Origin of the sequence: Pseudomonas sp. SWRI81 (assembly GCF_014268545.1) — a bacterium.
Lineage (GTDB): Bacteria > Pseudomonadota > Gammaproteobacteria > Pseudomonadales > Pseudomonadaceae > Aquipseudomonas > Aquipseudomonas hamedanensis.
This window is the reverse complement of sequence record NZ_JABWQS010000043.1, coordinates 13,105-28,596: the sequence shown is the minus strand read 5'-3', so window position 1 is coordinate 28,596 and position 15,492 is coordinate 13,105. Positions and strand designations below refer to the sequence as shown.

Here is a 15,492-nt window from a genome sequence, read left to right as displayed (position 1 = left end):
CGCTCCGCCTCACGACACCTTGTTTTTCTGACCCGCCTTGTGCGGGTTTTTATTGGAAAGAATCCATGACTCCCATGTTTCGAATCGTCGCCGATGGCGCCGATGTCACGGCCAAGATCAATGATCGGCTGTTGTTACTGCGTACCTCTGACAAGCCGGGTATGGAGTCCGACGAGTTTGAGTTGCGTATCGACGACCGTGATGGGCAAGTGCAATTGCCACGGCGTGGCAGCTCAATCGAGATTTACCTGGGTTATGCCGAAACGACCTTGGCGCGCATGGGTAGCTACACCGTGGACACCGTCGAGGTGTCAGGCCCGCCGGATACCATCGTGATCAAGGGCAAGGCCAGCGACATGCGTGGCAGCGGCAAGACCATCCGTAGCGGAAGCTGGGAAGACGTGCCGCTGTCGAAGATCGTGGCTGACGTTGCCGCGCGCAATGGCTGGACGCCGGTGTGTCCGGTGTCGACCAAGGTCGCCCGGGTCGACCAGCTCAACGAGTCTGATTTTAATTTCATCACCCGTCTGGCCAAGCAATACGACTGCACGGCCAAGGTGGCCGACGGCAAGCTGCTGGTGATGCCGCGCCAAGGTGGCCAGACTGCCAGTGGTAAGGCGTTTGGCGCCATTACCCTGACCCGACGCGACCTCAGCCGCTGGCAGTTCAGTCTCGGTGATCGCAATTCGCACAAAGCGGTGGCCGCCAAACATCAGGACAAAAAGAACGGCAAGCTCGCGGTGGTCACCATCGACAATGATGATGCGCCGGACGGCCTGCCGGCAGTGCATACCGACCGCCATATCTACCCAAATAAGACCGCTGCTGAAGCGGCGGCTAAGGCCCGTCTGTCGGCGTTCAATCGCTCAACCGCGGATGTGCGGCTTGAGATGCCCGGCCGCACGGACATCTTCGCAGAGCGTCCCATCATCGCTCAGGGTTTCAAGGTCGGGCTTGATGGTGAATACCTGGCGGATTCGGTCGAGCAGGTGTTCACCCAGTCCGGCTGGTCGACCACGGTCGAATGCAACGCCGGCAAAGCCGGTAAATCCAAGGGCAAGAAAAAGAAAGGGCCGAAACCACCCCTCAAGGTTGTGAACATCGAGAAGCAGTAACCCTATCCCATTGCCGCCTGAGTGCGGTTTTTTTATGTCTGGAGTTTGTATGTCCATCACTGAACAAAAACTGCAAAGCATCATGCCCAACGCCCGCCGCCAAGCGGGCGTTTTTGTATCCGCCCTCAACGCAGCCATGGCTCATCGACAGATCAACACGCCGAAGCGCCAAGCCGCGTTTCTGGCGCAAGTCGGTCACGAGTCGGGTCAGTTGCAGTACGTCCGGGAACTGGGCGGCGATCAGTACCTGAGCAAATACGACACCGGCAACCTGGCTGCAAAACTGGGTAACACGCCGGCAGCAGATGGTGATGGCCAGCGCTATCGCGGTCGCGGCCTGATCCAGGTCACAGGCCACGACAATTACCTGCGCTGCAGCTTGGCGCTGTTCGGTGACGAGCGATTGCTGCGCACGCCTGAACTCCTGGAGCTGCCGCAGTGGGCTGCCGAGTCGGCGGCATGGTTCTGGTCGGTGAATGGGCTGAACGCGCTGGCCGATCAAAACGAATTCAACACGATCACCCGCCGGATCAACGGCGGCCTCAATGGCCTGCAAGATCGGCTGGAGTTGTGGGGGCGGGCGAGGGCGGTGCTATGCGTCTCGGCGAACTGATCCCGGCGCCGTATCGGCTACTGGCAAAAGGAGTGCTGCTGATCGTCTTGGTCGGTGGTTCTGCGTCCGTTACCTGGCAAGTACAGGATTGGCGCTACGGCAAACAGCTCGCAGAGCAGGCCCGACTCCACACCGAAACCCTTAACCAGTTGGCCCTGGCCACGGTGGCGCAGCAGCGTGCCGAACAGGACAAACGCCTCGCGCTCGAGCAGCGCTTGGCTACCAGCGAACAGACCCATTATCGAGCCTTGAGCGATGTCCAACGTGATCAAGGTCGCCTGCGCGACCGCCTTGCCACTGCTGATCTGCGCTTGTCAGTCCTACTCGACGCCACCACCGGCGCCGGCAACGGATCGCTGTCAGCCACCACCGCCACCGGCGGCGTGGTTCATGGCCCCACAAGAGCCGAACTTGACCCAGCGCATGCTCAACGAATTATCGGCGTCACCGACGACGGCGACCGGGGGCTGATTGCCCTCGCGGCCTGTCAGGCATACGCCAAAGAAGTCTCAACACCGAAGTGAAAAAGAGCGGCCGGTCCAGATGCGTCAACATCCGGATCGACCGCCGTCCCTGCAGATGGTCCCTGCAAGTCCAGCCAAGGCTCTTGCTCCGTGCACAAAGCGCGGCGAGCCTAGCACCTGTTTATATATACAGTAAAGGTCTTGCTCTCAATGTCTTCACCCATCATCCCTTGGATGGGCGGCAAACGCCGCCTGGCCGACCGCCTCATTCCGCTTTTTCCGCCACACGAATGCTACGTCGAAGTCTTTGCCGGCGGTGCCGCGCTCTACTTCATGAAGCCCCAGCCATCGCCGGTCGAAGTCCTTAACGACATTAACGGCGACCTGGTCACGCTTTACCGCGTCGTGCAGAACCACCTTGAAGAGTTCGTGCGCCAGTTTAAATGGGCGCTGAGTTCTCGACAGGTGTTCGAATGGCAGAAAATGACCCGCCCCGAAACCCTCACCGATATCCAGCGTGCCGCCCGATTCTTCTACCTGCAGCACCACGCCTTCGCCGGCAAGGTCTCGGGTCAGACGTTCGGCACGGCGACGACTGCCCCGGCCATCAACCTACTGCGGATCGAGGAAAACCTCTCGGCTGCGTGGCAGCGCCTGTCCGGCACCTACGTCGAAAACCTCCCTTGGCTTGAATGTGCTGAACGCTACGACCGTGCCCACACCTTCCACTACATGGATCCGCCTTATTGGCAGACCGCCGGCTATGGAGTGGACTTCCCGTTCGAGAACTACGAACGGATGGCCGACTTCATGCGCCGCTGCAAAGGCAAAGTGATGGTCAGTATCAACGACCATCCGGATATCCGCCGCGTGTTCAAAGGCTTCCACTTCGAGACCTTGGACATTCGCTACACCACGACCAACCAGCGACAGGGGAAGGCTGAAGTCAGTGGGGAGCTAGTAATCATGAATTGGGAGCCAGCAGAGTTGGGCGGATTGTTCTGATCACCATGGGGCATACCCAGGACACCCGATGCCCCAGAGCTGCAACAGTTCGGTGAGTTTGATAAGAAACTCGACAGTCGCCATTAGAAGAATCAGAACATTCATTTTTTATTCTCGCAAAGAAACATGCCGCGCTTTTGGGCGCGGTAGCGGAAAGGAGTAGGTCGATCTGTTTTTAAACTAGATGTTTATTGCGGTATTCGTCAATGGTTGATCGAAATTAATTACCTCTGCTTCCGCGACTCCACTCAGGGAAGTTGTAGTAGGGCTGAATGTGTATGCGCCCGCATCACCTTGTAGGTACTAGGGCTAGGGGTGTATATGGCGGTCGGGGATTAGGGCAATGGGTGTATATCGCAAGCTGGTATCGGGCAAAGGGTGTATATGACGGATCTGACCTATTTTTCGAATTCGTCCTACACCTGTTTATTACACGCAAAGTGGAAATTACGTACATACGTATGTAAGTGAGGCGTGGTCTTTTTCCGGCTGAGGGAGATCGAAGCGCTTGTTATTACTGGCTTCGCAAGTATTCGCTACGCGTAAACAGTTAATCTGTTATTTACACGAAAGTTGTAAATCGAGTTGCAAGCAATCAACGTGCGCAGGTTAGCCCGGCGTTGGGTTCGCGGGTGCGATGAGCGCAGCCCCTTGGTTGCGAACGTTGCCAATCGATCGATCCACCTTGAACCATTCAAATGCATCTGTCGGCTCGCCCTCATTCAGCACCAACTCTTCGGCGCGCTCTTTGGGTGTTGCTGGATCCAGCCATTCACGCGCTAGCTCAGGTGAAAGCGCTACCGGCCGTCGATCATGGATATCCACCATACCGCCGGCACTGTCGGCGGTGATGATCACGAAGCCGTCGTGTTCGCTGGGTGCTCGCCCAACGCTTGGATATTGCCCAATTGCAGCGCACAGAATTGGCGCCCGGTTCCGGCGGCGAATCAAGTACGGTTGCTTTTTAGGTCCTCCTTCATCCACCCATTCGAACCAGTTATTGATCGCGACGATAGCTCGATGCGGCCAGATGGCACGAAAGAATGGGCCGTGCGCGACTTTCTCTACCGAGCATTGATGGGGGCTGCACGATCTTTCGCCCAATGGGGCCGCCATCCCCAGCGGACCATATCTGCATGCAGAAATCCTTCCTCCTGGTGAAAGAGCGCAAGCTGTGTTGTGGGAGCTGCGTTGTAGCGTTCGAGCGGCAAATCCCCGATGTGGTTGACGAGCGCGTTGGGCATGCTCAATGCGGCAACGAAGTCGTGAATGCCGCTGTACTGCGAAAGTCGTCCGCACATTGCCCGCCCGCCTATCTGATATTTCCTACAAAAATTGACCGCAAGCCATTCAGAAAGTTAACTGTATATTCGTACAGTTCTGGAAGTCGTGCGTCATGAGTTACTCAATTCTAGGTCCCATCAGTCAGGGCGGCTTGAAGGTGCCGCTGTGTCTCTTCCGAGTCCCGGCCGGCTTTCCTTCGCCGGCAGCGGATCACATCGAAGCGCAGATATCGTTGGACGAAGTGCTGAACATTCGTGCGCCACATGTCTATCTGGTGTCGCTCACAGGCGAAAGTATGCAGGGCGCCGGGATCTACGAAGGAGACCTGGCCATTGTCGATCGATCAATCGAGCCAGCTCACGGCCACATCGTCATTGCGTTGCTGAACAACGAACCCGTGTGCAAGCGCCTGTGCCTTCGCGGTAGAGACGTCATCCTGATGTCAGAAAATCCCAAGTATCCGCCACGGTATGTCCTCGAAGGCGACGAGCTGGCAATTTGGGGTGTGATCACCAGCAGCGTGCGCAGCCATGTCTAAGACGCTGCCAGTATTCGGCCTGATCGATTGCAACAGCTTCTATGCCAGCTGTGAACGCGTGTTCCGCCCAGACCTGGCCAAGGTGCCTATCGTGGTTCTGTCGAACAACGACGGCTGCGTCATCGCGCGGAGTTACGATGCCAAGCCTTACGTGAAAATGGGCGAGCCGTACTTCCAGATCAAGCAAAAGCTCAAACAGCACGGCATCGTCCCGTTCTCCTCTAACTACGCGCTATACGGCGACATGAGTGAGCGTGTCATGACACTTATCGAGTCGATGGTACCGGCCGTTGAGGTCTACAGCATCGACGAAGCCTTCGTCGACCTAACCGGCATTAATGACCTGGACGCCCTCGGCCGCAAGATCCGGAGCCGGGTGCTGCGCTGCACGGGCATCCCGGTCGGTGTCGGCATCGCTCACACCAAAACCTTGGCCAAGCTGGCCAACCACACCGCCAAACGCCTGCAGGCGCAAACCGGTGGTGTCGTGAACATCTGCGACCCAATTAAGCGCGACTGGGTGCTGCGCAATACGGACGTAGCGGAGGTGTGGGGAGTAGGCCGGCGCATGAAAATGCATTTGGATGGCTTAGGTATCAAAACCGCCATGGATCTGGCCAAGGCCGACCCGTGGACGTTGAGAAAAAACTTCAGCGTTGTGATCGAGAAAACTGCTCGGGAGTTGGCTGGCACGCCGTGCCTGGAACTGGACGAGCCGGATCCGCCAAAGCAGGAGATCTGCTGCAGCCGGATGTTCGGCAAAAGACTGAAGGAGCTGCCGCCAATCAAGGAGGCAGTGGCAACCTACATGATGCGGGCATCGGAAAAGCTGCGGGCACAAACGTCTCTGTGCAAGAAAATCCGGGTGAGCATCCGCACCGGAATGTTCAATCCCGATGAGGCTAAATACGCAAACGGTGTCGTGATCGATTTACCCTATCCAACGGACGACGTGCGGCTGCTAACGACGGCGGCCGTCGATGCACTTGACCGCATTTTCCGTCCTGGTTTCAGTTACAGCAAAGCAGAAGTGCTGCTGCTTAATCTCTGCCAGCCGGGTGAATACACGGACGATCTGTTCGCCATTTCTCAGCCCACTGAGGCAACAAGGGTGATGGCGGTATTGGACGAAATCAATGGGCGATGGGGTAGGGGTACGCTCCGGTCCGCGAGTGTGCCGAGCAACCCTGATTGGGGGATGCGGAGGGAGATGATGAGCCAAAGTTATACAACCCGTCTGGATCAATTGTGGACAGTTAGCTGTAGATAATTGACGGGCCAAGCATAAGATATCTTAACGCAATAGTCCTGACAAAATACCTTAATAAGGATATGGTTTTATTTTCATGTAGGGTTTGGTTTGAACACTTCCATTATCGCTTGAAAGAATTGCGCCATTTTTGTGAGGTGCGTATGGCCAATTGGGGTCTACTGTAACTCCTGCACGTAAATGAATATTAGCTTTTCGGTCCAGTGGGCCGTTGAGAAAGGAAGAAACGTCTAGAATACCGTCCAATTTGTAAGCGGGATTGAGGACAGGGTCTGAGATGGAAAAGGCTAACGGAAACGTCTTGTATGCCGATATACCGAAAGGATCATACCCGCTACCGAAAACGGTGTGGAAAAGATCTTTTAAAAGAGCTTGTTGCTTAAACGGGTAGAGCCACATCTGAAAACGGTATTGCTGGGGAAATGCTTGATCAAAGTTCAGAATGTAGCGACGCAGCGCCCTGCTTAGGGGGTGTCGCCACTGCGCTGTGTCACTCGCTGCCAAAAAGTGCCCTGCTACTGATCTCGAAACTTTGTTCAATTGGACGTCTGTAGCCAGCAGGTTAGGAGTCATCAGAAAGCGTACATTGCGTAGCTCGTTGGATATCTTTTTGCAAATGTCTTCTAAGGCTGGATCTAATGTAGATCCAAGTAGCGTGTTGTTGCATTCGCTGCAAAGTGTTTTTTTGAATAATCCATTTTGGAAAAGTCGTGAATGCGGTTTTCCATTTCTATTTTTGATATGTTTGAGGATTTCAGTGACTTGTCGTTGTTGTGGTATGGCAATTGACTTTGGAAAAATATGATCTTCCGTCATCCTCCTGCGCTTGAGGCATATATTGCATCTTCTGAGTGTTGTCATTCTTTTCCTTCCGTTCGTCTTGCCGTTTTACAGGCCTGTGCGACCTTGACGTTTTTCAGCTTATATTGGTTGAAGCGGCTAAGGAGTCGCGACCCCAAATTTGGCGAATACTAAGGGTCAACGTAGGAGGATAGCTCTAGCTGGAAGGAGTGGCTAGCTGGAGTCGCCTGAAGGATTTCAGCGTGTGGGTAAAGTCGGCCGATCTTCGAGGCCAAGACTGATCGTTGATCAGGCAGCATGCGACATCCGAAGATAACACCTGTGAGTTCTTTAGCTGCAAATCGTACGTCTTCATGAGGTGCATCTTTAGTTCGACCATCACCCGAAAATATTCTCCACTCGTTCTCATGTTTCCAAGCATCAGATTTGGTATAAATGAGAGTGTTAATCCTTTTTGCTTGGTCAAAGTTAATAATGCCTGACAAAAAGTCTGATAGTTCATCATCTTCAAATAATAGGGGGATTTCTTTTATGTAAGACATTTGCTGGGCTGTTGTGTAGGGGCTGTCGGCTCCAGGTTCATTTTGGAAGCGGAGAACTACCCCTTTGTTACTGTCAGCGTAATATGCCCACATAAGCTGGTTGATTGGAGAATCAGTCAAGCATAGAATTTTTGTAGTAGAGAGTTGGTCTCTGGTATGGCGGTATGTCCGTTGGATGTTCTCGTCGATGACTGAAAACGATTTTCTTATCCCGATTTCCATATCGCGCATGAAGTTTTTCTTTGGTATGTGTTTGAGGTAAGGTCTCATAATTTCGAATGCAGCGGACATTTTATTATCCGGGTGGGTTTTGAGTTCGCCCAGATGTACCTTCCAAAGTTTTTCCAACGTATCGCGAAGTACTTTCTCACGGTCAAATTTTATACTGAGGTCGAATTGAATGTCGTAAGGATCATTCAAGGTAGCAGGCGTACTCCAACGCAGAGTCTGATTATCTAAGACAATGTTGGCGGTGCTGTAGGTCATGTACTTAAAAAAGGCGTCGGGCATCATTATGGCTCAAGGTGTCGTTCGGCCTGATGCCATCATGCTTTGTCCTGACTGTCAATTGGTGCAGCGCGGTCGAAGTGATTGCTATGTCATAGAGATTTTGACGGCTTCGATCGACAGGGTCTGTGTTGTTCTACGTCAGTGTGATTTGATTCGCAGTGCAAGTCAGGAAGGCATGTAACTAGTCAGGAGTTTGTTCGGAAGGAACGGTTAGGATCAGGGGGGAGGTATCCCTCCCCCCGTCAGCCTAGGAATAAAATCTGTCTAGAAGGCTTCCAGCAATGAATGCTAGCGCCCAAAGACTGACTTCCACCCGTACTGCTTTAGTCTGCAACTTAAACATGGCAATAGCCCTGCGAAGTGCTGACAGCGCTGCCAACTTTTGAGGGTTGGTTATTTATAAAGCGCCTTGCACCGGGCGCTTGCTTTTGGCTTACCGCGAATGGCCGCAAGCATCGGCTCGAGTGCACGAGGTATCCGATCGGCACAGCCGGAAACGGGCTCGAACACAGTCACCTTAAGCGACTTGACGGGTCGCAGTCAGAGGAGTCACCCCCCTAGAACGTCCTGGCTTAGCGAGAATCGCCCTGGGCCAATCCTACCTCAGGTAATTGAGCCTGGGTGCGAAAATCAACAGCAGTGGAGAAATATAAGACTAAGAGCCAATGCTCTGCCGATGAAAAGAGGCGGACATGGCAACATCATGGCTGACCTATTTTTCCTTACATCAGAGGAGATAGCCGAACCGGTCAATGCATTTTGAGAGCGAAGACGGTAAGAGCGGATGGGGAAAAAATGGGGCAAATTGTACGCCAAACAATGCCACTCAGTGCCAATCATGCATAAATGCATGCGAACCAAATTGGCGTCCCAACCCAGTAAACACTAGGGGCAGGGGCCTAAAAGCTGAATTACTCCAACACAATTGGGGTGTGCAAGATGCAGCCCAGCCCGGCTGTTCGAAACCAGTCAAGCTTCGAATTTTCCCCATGGACCTATTCGAGGATGAAAAGATCATTAGTCCCTGAAGCATGAAGCGGGCTTCTGCATGGGGAGTATGGGGCGCGAGGTGCCGTCCTGATTACGCACTAGGTGGGGCCCCCATGCATGGGCAAGGTCTGGGGGCATGTTGAACATAAACGGCGTTCCACCCACTGGACGTCACATGCCGCTACCGTCCTAAGCGGTGGTCCGCCCATATGCGCTGTATCAACCGACAGGTGGTTATTCCAATCACTGCTTTGCATTGAACCTGATTTTTCCTGGCGCAATCCATTAGTCATCGAGGAGCGACTTATGAAGTGTATGTGCTGGATATGTTGGGAAAATGCAGAGTGTCGAGCTATTGCGGGAGACTGGTTGAGTATCGAATGTAACGCCTGTGGGCGGTATTTCATCAGCAGGCGATTCATGCGCGAGAACGTAGGCAGAACGCTTGACGTGCGGACTATGAGATACCTGAACGCCTATGCGATGTCTGCGGGAGTATTACCGACTATCAGCTACGGAACGGCTCGTTTTACGACGTCACGTAAGCACTCCCTGTGACTGGGGAGGTAAAGAAGGCTGCTCTGCCGAATCCGCATCCTGAACAAATGGAAAATTCTCCCGGTCCCCTAGCACTGTCGTAAACGCATGATCGCATTGGTAATCGCTGTTGCATTTGTATCTAGCGTTTCCAACGCCGCAACAGCGTTATCCGCAACAATGTCAGCGCCAGCCCCCGAGATCCAGGCAGTTATCTCTTCTATCGCCGCGCCCAGCGCATGCTGGTTGTGCAACAGCAGTGTCAGCGCATCGGCAATGGTGATGTTGGTATCTGAGTTACCCGGCATCTGGATCGTCCTTGAGCGAAAGGTTCCGAAATCGTAGTTCGTGCCCGCCAGATCAGGTTAGCCCAAACACTCATTCCTTGAGGAGAAAGCATTTACGTATTTTCCCTACTATGCGAGCTCTCTCGTCCGGGCAACCCTTTGGAGGTATTGATTGCAAGATGCTTAGAAGTTGCTACAACGCGATGCTACTGTGAGACTTTAGCCAAGCAGTACAGGGAGCAGCTGGGTCGCTCCACCCAATCCATCATCGGAGCAACAGAAAAACGGCGGGACAGTGGCGCGGGTTGTAGAGGCATTTTGGGGCATCTGAATCAGCGAGGCGAAGGCGGGGGAGTTTATCAGGAATGCGGTCGGGCAAAGATCCGCTCAGCGCTATTTTTGCGTTCGGTATGGCGCTGTCGCCCTCAGCTCACAAGATGCTGAACCGGTGCTGTCGGCCAAGCAAATTTCATGTTGGCGCGCGTGGTACGGGCCTAGGATGTTCGGACAAGACCATCGCTTTTCATCCAGAGGGGAATCGTGCGATGAACGTTCATGTCGTCAGGGTGCTGTTGATTTCTGCTGCGGTATCGGTGCTGAGTGCTTGTTCAGGTGGGGCAGGCCTGACCACGACCAGTTGCTTCTCCGGCGACTGCCAGTCGCCGCAGAGCCGTAATGCCAATACGTTGAACTTCGGCGGCAACAGTATCGGCAGCAGCCTGAGTCAATACAGCTCCGGCATGCTGCACGACGATTAGCCTTTACTGCGTCGCAGGCACGGCAATCCACTCACTCAAAGCCTTCTGGTACTTGCCAGTGACTTTGCTCAAATGCAGCCACTGATCGACATACAGTTTCCAGCTGATGTCGTCGCGCGGCAGCAAGTAAGCCTTTTCGCCGTATTGCATGTACTGATGCGGATTGACCGCGCACAAGCCGGGTTTTAGCTTCTGCTGATACAGCGCTTCCGAGGCGTCGGTGATCATGACGTCGGCCTTGTTGTCGAGCAGTTGCTGGAAGATCGTTACGTTGTCGTGCAGGGCCAGTTGTGCCTTGGGCAGGAAGGCGTGGACGAAGGCTTCGTTGGTGCCGCCGGCGGGTTCGACCAGGCGCACGTCGGGCTGGTTGATCTGGTCGATGGTCTGGTATTTGGATTGATCGGCGCAGCGTACCAGCGGGATTTTGCCGTCGGTGTCGAGGGTGTTGCTGAAGTAAGCTTTTTTCTGCCGTTCCAGCGTGACCGAGATGCCGCCCATGCCGATGTCGCATTTGCCGGCCTGCATATCGGGCATCAGGGTTTTCCAGGTGGTTTGCACCCATTGGACTTTGACGCCGAGGCTGTCGGCCAATGAGCGGGCCATGCTGATGTCGATGCCCTCGAAATCACCGTCGGTGCGCTTGAAGGTGTAGGGCTTGTAGTCGCCCGTGGTGCAGACGCGCAGTTGGCCTTGTTGCTGGATGCGGTCGAGGTGGCTGGCGCTTGGCTCGGCGTGGACGCCGGTGGCCAGGGTCAGCAGAGCGCAGGCGATCATCGTGCTTTTTGGTGTTGTCATGGAGATCGGACTTCTGAGAGGGAAGGTGGCCCAGTGTAGTGAAAGCCCTTCCCGGGTGTCATCCCGGCTCCGGACTCAATGTACCCAGCCACGCCACCAGCGCCACGACCAGCAGGGCCATGAGCAGCTCCACCACCAGACTGCGCTTCAACGCGGTCGCTGCGATGAGGTGTTGACCGTCGCGTAACGAGCGCTCCAGCAACGGTCCAAGGTGCAAGCGATTCAACGCGGCGAGCATCAGCATTGCCATAAACAGCAGAACCTTGATCGCCAGCAGCAGCCCATAACTGCCAGGCAACAGCCGCGGGCCGACGATGAACAGGTAGTTCACCACGCCGCTGATCGTCAGGGTCAGCACGATCACTGCGCCCACCGATTCGAAGCGCTTGACCGCCTCGGCCAGCCGCCGAATATGGGTGTCACCGACCCGCCGCGCCATCAACAGCAACGCCAGCATCGCGCCCAGCCACGCCCCAGCCGCGAGCAGGTGCAGAATGTCGCTGAGGAAATGCCAGAATCGCGACAACCCTTCATCCATCGCGCCGTGTCCGCTCCAGGCCAGAGAGGCGAGGGCGACTGCACTGGCGATCGAGGCAATCCACCCACTCGGCCGGAACAGCACGATGATCAGCGCCGTCATCCGCAGCGCCCACGCCAGCCCGACCTCCGTCTCCAGGAGCATCATTTGCAGGTGCGGCCAGAGTGCCGCGAGCTGCGTTTCGCCGCTCATGGTGCGGGTCATCAGCACCAGCCCTGCGACTGACAGCAGTGCCCCGATCAACGCCATCCTGCGCAACAGCGGTGGAAACCGCAGCGCCGCATTAACGTTGTACAGCCCGAACAAGGGCAGGCCGAACAACAGCAGCAAATCTAGATACAGCGCGAACCGCAGGACGATGTTGACCAGTTCATCCATCGCTCACTTCACTTTGAACGTGACGTTGCCGGTGATTGGATGCGTGTCGGATGACACCGCGCGCCACTGCACCTGGTAGGTCCCGGCAGGCAATGGCGCGAGCGGGGTGATCAGCATGGTTTTCGGGTCGCTGCCGGCACTGACTTTGGCTTTCATCGGCATCGGCGGGTGGGCCATGCCGGGCATTTCAGTCATGAGCAGTTTGGCGCCGGAAAACTGCGTGACGAGGTTTTCCGAGAAGCGCAGCTCGATCTTGCCGGGGGCGGCGCCATCCGCGCCTTCGGCAGGGGTGGATGACAGCAGCTTCGGGTGGGCCTGGGCGAGGCTGCTCAGGAGCAATCCGCTGGCAAGCAGGAGGGTGGTGATCAAGGTGCGCATGCAAGTCTCCGGTTTGTTTTTAGAGGGAATTCAGAACCACATCCGCACGCCCAGGACGAGGCGCGCTTCACTGCGATCCTCGCCTTCGTCGCGGGCGTAGTCGGCGGTGTTGCCGTAGGTGCGGTTCCACGTCACGCCGATATAAGGCGCAAATTCGCGGCGGATTTCATAGCGCAAACGCAGGCCCGCCTCGGTGTTGGACAGCCCGGAGCCAATGCCTCGCTGCGGATCGTTTTTGCCGTAGACGTTGAGTTCGGCGGTCGGTTGCAGGATCAGCCGGTTGGTCAGCAAGATGTCGTAATCGCCTTCCAGGCGCACCGCACTCTGGCCGCCCTCACCGAGAAATGCGGTGGCTTCGGCCTCGAAGTTGTACAACGCCATGCCCTGCACGCCGAACGCGGCCCAGGTTTGCGGGGCGCCAGGTTTGAAGTCCTGACGCACGCCGCTGACCACGTCCCACCACGGCGAGATCGCATGGCCCCAGAGCGCCTGAATTTCCGCGTCTTCGGTCTTGCCGTTGCTGCGCTCGCCTTCGGAACGCAGCCACAGCCGGTCGATGTCACCGCCGATCCAGCCGGACAGATCCCATGCCAGAGCGCTGCCGTCGTCGGCGTCCTGCCATTCGAGTTTGTCGGCGAGGAAATAGCTGTTGATGACGCGGTCATGTACCTGATGGCCGCCGGGACTGGTGAACACGGCAGCGCGGTCGGCGTCGGTCAGTGGCGGGATCGGCGTGCGGCTTTCAGCAGGCGCGGCGGGCTGCATCATGCCGTCGTCCATGCTTTGCATGGCCGAATGGTCCATGCCGGGCATCTGGCTGTGGTCCATGCCATGCATGTCGCTGGCGGCCAGAGCTGGGGCGCCGATGAGCAGCAGGGAAAACGCGCTGAATCGAGTCATGGTCGGTCCCTTCATTCTTCCACCCGCACTTCGCGAAACATCCCCATTTCCATGTGATACAGCAAATGGCAGTGATAGGCCCAGCGGCCGAGGGCATCGGCAGTGACGCGGTAGCTGCGGCGGCTGCCGGGCGGCATGTCGATGGTGTGTTTGCGCACCTGGAAATTACCGCTCTCGTCTTCCAGGTCGCTCCACATGCCATGCAGGTGAATGGGGTGGGTCATCATCGTGTCGTTGACCAGCACCAGACGGATACGCTCGCCGTACTTGAGCAGCAACGGTTCGGCGTCGGAGAATTTGATGCCGTTGAACGACCAGGCGAATTTCTCCATGTGCCCGGTCAGGTGCAACTCGAGGGTGCGGCCCGGGTCGCGGCCGTCCGGGTCTTCGAAGGTGCTGCGCAGGTCGGCGTACGTCAGCACGCGACGGCCGTTGTTGCGCAGGCCAAGGCCGGGATCGTCGAGTTTTGGCGCGGTGGTCATGGCTTGCATGTCCACCAGCGGATTGTCTGTCTCGCTGGCCGGATGCGATTGCATCGGCCCCATGGCCGAGTGGTCCATGGCGCTCATGTCCATGCCGCCCATGCCCATGTCGTCCATGCTGACCAGGGGACGCGGGTCGAGCGCGGGCACCGGCGCGGATAATCCGGCGCGTGTGGCGAGGGTGCCGCGCGCATAACCGCTGCGGTCCATGGCTTGGGCGAACACGGTGTGGGCGTCACCATCAGGCTCGACGATGACGTCGTAAGTCTCGGCTACCGCGATGCGCAATTCATCGACGCTGACCGGATTGACGTGCAAGCCATCGGCGGCCACCACAGTCATTTTCAGCCCCGGAATGCGCACGTCGAAGTAGGTCATCGCCGAGCCGTTGATCAGGCGCAGGCGCAGTTTTTCGCCAGGGCGGAACAGGCAGGTAAAGTTGTCATCGGGCGCCTGGCCGTTCATCAGGAAGGTGTACGTGGCGCCACTGACGTCGGCGATGTCGGTGGGGTTCATGTTCATTTGCGCCCACATTTTGCGATCGGCGACGGTGGCGCCCCAGCCTTTTTCCCCGACATCATTGATGAAGTCGCCGACGGTGCGTTTGTGGAAGTTGTAGTAGTCGGACTGTTTTTTCAGAGTCTTCATCAGGCTGGCCGGGTCTTCGTCGGTCCAGTCACTGAGCATCACCACGCAGTCGCGGTCGTACTGGAAGGGCTCCGGCTCCTTGGCCTCGATCACCAGCGGTCCGTAGACACCGGCCTGTTCCTGAAGCCCGGAATGGCTGTGGTACCAGTAGGTGCCGTGTTGGCGAACCTTGAACTGATAGACGTACACGCCGCCCGGTTCGATGCCATGGAAACTCAGGCCCGGCACACCGTCCATGTTTGCCGGCAACAGAATGCCGTGCCAGTGGATCGAGGTGCTGGCCGAGAGCCGATTGCGCACCCGCAGCGTGACCGTGTCACCTTCGCGCCAGCGCAGCAGCGGGCCGGGCAGGCTACCGTTGATGGTCATGGCGGTACGCGGGGAACCGCTGAAGTTGACCGCGGTTTCGCCGATAAACAGCTCGAACTGATTACCGCTCAGCTCGTTGAGCGGCCCGGCGCCGTTCAGCGCCCAGACTGGCGTGCGCCACAGGCCGAGGCCGCCGAGCAGGCTGCCGGCAGCAAGGCCTTTGACGAAGGTGCGGCGAGACGTGGTGGAAGACATGCGCTGGAAGTCCTTGTTTGACCCATGACGGGGAGGCTAACCAGTGCCAGCTTTCAGTTGGCTGAGGGGTGGATTACAGTTTTGTCAGTTTCGCG

The 15,492-nt window shown here is 56.6% G+C and carries 15 protein-coding genes and 1 pseudogene; 7 read left to right on the top strand and 9 right to left on the bottom strand.

The features are described 5' to 3' along the window. The first annotated feature begins 65 nt into the window (after positions 1-65). The 4 genes from HU765_RS21930 to HU765_RS21915 all read left to right on the top strand — a co-directional run bounded on the left by HU765_RS21930 (position 66) and on the right by HU765_RS21915 (position 3,197). Complete coding sequence (locus tag HU765_RS21930) at positions 66-1,115, top strand: contractile injection system protein, VgrG/Pvc8 family (protein ID WP_186622909.1); 1,050 nt, start codon at positions 66-68, stop codon at positions 1,113-1,115. 49 nt (positions 1,116-1,164) lie between these two features. Then, a complete protein-coding gene (locus HU765_RS21925) occupies positions 1,165-1,728 on the top strand; it encodes a glycoside hydrolase family 19 protein (RefSeq protein ID WP_186622907.1) in 564 nt (187 codons plus the stop codon). Next, positions 1,710-2,252, top strand: coding sequence for a lysis system i-spanin subunit Rz (locus HU765_RS21920; RefSeq protein WP_186622905.1), 543 nt, complete (start codon positions 1,710-1,712; stop codon positions 2,250-2,252). The genes HU765_RS21925 and HU765_RS21920 overlap by 19 nt, the downstream gene beginning before the upstream one ends. A gap of 150 nt (positions 2,253-2,402) precedes the next feature. Then, positions 2,403-3,197, top strand: coding sequence for a DNA adenine methylase (locus tag HU765_RS21915; protein WP_186622903.1), 795 nt, complete (start codon positions 2,403-2,405; stop codon positions 3,195-3,197). A 609-nt stretch (positions 3,198-3,806) separates the two neighbouring features. Here the strand turns inward: HU765_RS21915 and HU765_RS21910 are convergent. After that, positions 3,807-4,441: pseudogene (locus HU765_RS21910) on the bottom strand (SOS response-associated peptidase family protein). 152 nt (positions 4,442-4,593) lie between these two features. On the opposite strand from HU765_RS21910, the gene HU765_RS21905 reads away from it, so the two are divergent. Then, on the top strand, positions 4,594-5,019 hold the full coding sequence (locus tag HU765_RS21905; RefSeq protein ID WP_186622902.1) for a S24 family peptidase: 426 nt from the start codon (positions 4,594-4,596) through the stop codon (positions 5,017-5,019). Beyond that, complete coding sequence (umuC, locus tag HU765_RS21900; protein ID WP_186622901.1) at positions 5,012-6,289, top strand: translesion error-prone DNA polymerase V subunit UmuC; 1,278 nt, start codon at positions 5,012-5,014, stop codon at positions 6,287-6,289. The genes HU765_RS21905 and umuC overlap by 8 nt, the downstream gene beginning before the upstream one ends. Positions 6,290-6,340: 51 nt before the next feature. Here umuC and HU765_RS21895 read toward each other — a convergent pair whose 3' ends face one another. The 3 genes from HU765_RS21895 to HU765_RS21885 form a co-directional block, all read right to left on the bottom strand. Next, positions 6,341-7,105, bottom strand: a complete 765-nt coding sequence (locus HU765_RS21895) for a hypothetical protein (protein WP_186622900.1) — start codon at positions 7,103-7,105, stop codon at positions 6,341-6,343. 155 nt (positions 7,106-7,260) lie between these two features. After that, on the bottom strand, positions 7,261-8,142 hold the full coding sequence (locus HU765_RS21890; RefSeq protein ID WP_186622899.1) for a DUF2971 domain-containing protein: 882 nt from the start codon (positions 8,140-8,142) through the stop codon (positions 7,261-7,263). 1,616 nt (positions 8,143-9,758) lie between these two features. Further along, positions 9,759-9,977: a hypothetical protein gene (locus HU765_RS21885; protein WP_186622898.1), complete on the bottom strand. Its 219-nt coding sequence runs from the start codon at positions 9,975-9,977 to the stop codon at positions 9,759-9,761. Positions 9,978-10,501: 524 nt separating this feature from the next. Here HU765_RS21885 and HU765_RS21880 point away from each other — a divergent pair. Next, positions 10,502-10,714, top strand: a complete 213-nt coding sequence (locus HU765_RS21880; protein ID WP_186622897.1) for a hypothetical protein — start codon at positions 10,502-10,504, stop codon at positions 10,712-10,714. Between the two features lie 3 nt (positions 10,715-10,717). Here HU765_RS21880 and HU765_RS21875 read toward each other — a convergent pair whose 3' ends face one another. The 5 genes from HU765_RS21875 to HU765_RS21855 are packed head-to-tail and all read right to left on the bottom strand — an operon-like array spanning position 10,718 to position 15,397. Beyond that, complete coding sequence (locus tag HU765_RS21875; protein WP_186622896.1) at positions 10,718-11,509, bottom strand: transporter substrate-binding domain-containing protein; 792 nt, start codon at positions 11,507-11,509, stop codon at positions 10,718-10,720. A gap of 58 nt (positions 11,510-11,567) precedes the next feature. Continuing rightward, complete coding sequence (gene copD / locus HU765_RS21870; protein WP_186622894.1) at positions 11,568-12,425, bottom strand: copper homeostasis membrane protein CopD; 858 nt, start codon at positions 12,423-12,425, stop codon at positions 11,568-11,570. A 3-nt stretch (positions 12,426-12,428) separates the two neighbouring features. After that, positions 12,429-12,803, bottom strand: coding sequence for a copper homeostasis periplasmic binding protein CopC (gene copC, locus HU765_RS21865; protein WP_186622892.1), 375 nt, complete (start codon positions 12,801-12,803; stop codon positions 12,429-12,431). A gap of 30 nt (positions 12,804-12,833) precedes the next feature. After that, the gene (locus tag HU765_RS21860) at positions 12,834-13,703 is read right to left on the bottom strand and encodes a copper resistance protein B (RefSeq protein WP_186622890.1); all 870 of its coding nucleotides are present in this window, start codon (positions 13,701-13,703) and stop codon (positions 12,834-12,836) included. Positions 13,704-13,714: 11 nt separating this feature from the next. Then, entirely contained in the window at positions 13,715-15,397 is a 1,683-nt protein-coding gene (locus HU765_RS21855; RefSeq protein ID WP_186622888.1) for a copper resistance system multicopper oxidase, read from the bottom strand. Between the last annotated feature and the right edge of the window lie 95 nt (positions 15,398-15,492).

Bases quoted from the DNA above. Each gene is read 5' to 3' on its own strand.
- copC (WP_186622892.1), bottom strand. From the start codon at position 12,803: ATGCGCACCTTGATCACCACCCTCCTGCTTGCCAGCGGATTGCTCCTG.
- umuC (WP_186622901.1), top strand. From the start codon at position 5,012: ATGTCTAAGACGCTGCCAGTATTCGGCCTGATCGATTGCAACAGCTTC.
- HU765_RS21855 (WP_186622888.1), bottom strand. From the start codon at position 15,397: ATGTCTTCCACCACGTCTCGCCGCACCTTCGTCAAAGGCCTTGCTGCC.
- HU765_RS21905 (WP_186622902.1), top strand. From the start codon at position 4,594: ATGAGTTACTCAATTCTAGGTCCCATCAGTCAGGGCGGCTTGAAGGTG.
- HU765_RS21920 (WP_186622905.1), top strand. From the start codon at position 1,710: ATGCGTCTCGGCGAACTGATCCCGGCGCCGTATCGGCTACTGGCAAAA.
- HU765_RS21925 (WP_186622907.1), top strand. From the start codon at position 1,165: ATGTCCATCACTGAACAAAAACTGCAAAGCATCATGCCCAACGCCCGC.
- HU765_RS21860 (WP_186622890.1), bottom strand. From the start codon at position 13,703: ATGACTCGATTCAGCGCGTTTTCCCTGCTGCTCATCGGCGCCCCAGCT.
- HU765_RS21890 (WP_186622899.1), bottom strand. From the start codon at position 8,142: ATGCCCGACGCCTTTTTTAAGTACATGACCTACAGCACCGCCAACATT.
- HU765_RS21875 (WP_186622896.1), bottom strand. From the start codon at position 11,509: ATGACAACACCAAAAAGCACGATGATCGCCTGCGCTCTGCTGACCCTG.
- HU765_RS21915 (WP_186622903.1), top strand. From the start codon at position 2,403: ATGTCTTCACCCATCATCCCTTGGATGGGCGGCAAACGCCGCCTGGCC.
- HU765_RS21895 (WP_186622900.1), bottom strand. From the start codon at position 7,105: ATGACGGAAGATCATATTTTTCCAAAGTCAATTGCCATACCACAACAA.
- HU765_RS21885 (WP_186622898.1), bottom strand. From the start codon at position 9,977: ATGCCGGGTAACTCAGATACCAACATCACCATTGCCGATGCGCTGACA.
- HU765_RS21930 (WP_186622909.1), top strand. From the start codon at position 66: ATGACTCCCATGTTTCGAATCGTCGCCGATGGCGCCGATGTCACGGCC.
- HU765_RS21880 (WP_186622897.1), top strand. From the start codon at position 10,502: ATGAACGTTCATGTCGTCAGGGTGCTGTTGATTTCTGCTGCGGTATCG.
- copD (WP_186622894.1), bottom strand. From the start codon at position 12,425: ATGGATGAACTGGTCAACATCGTCCTGCGGTTCGCGCTGTATCTAGAT.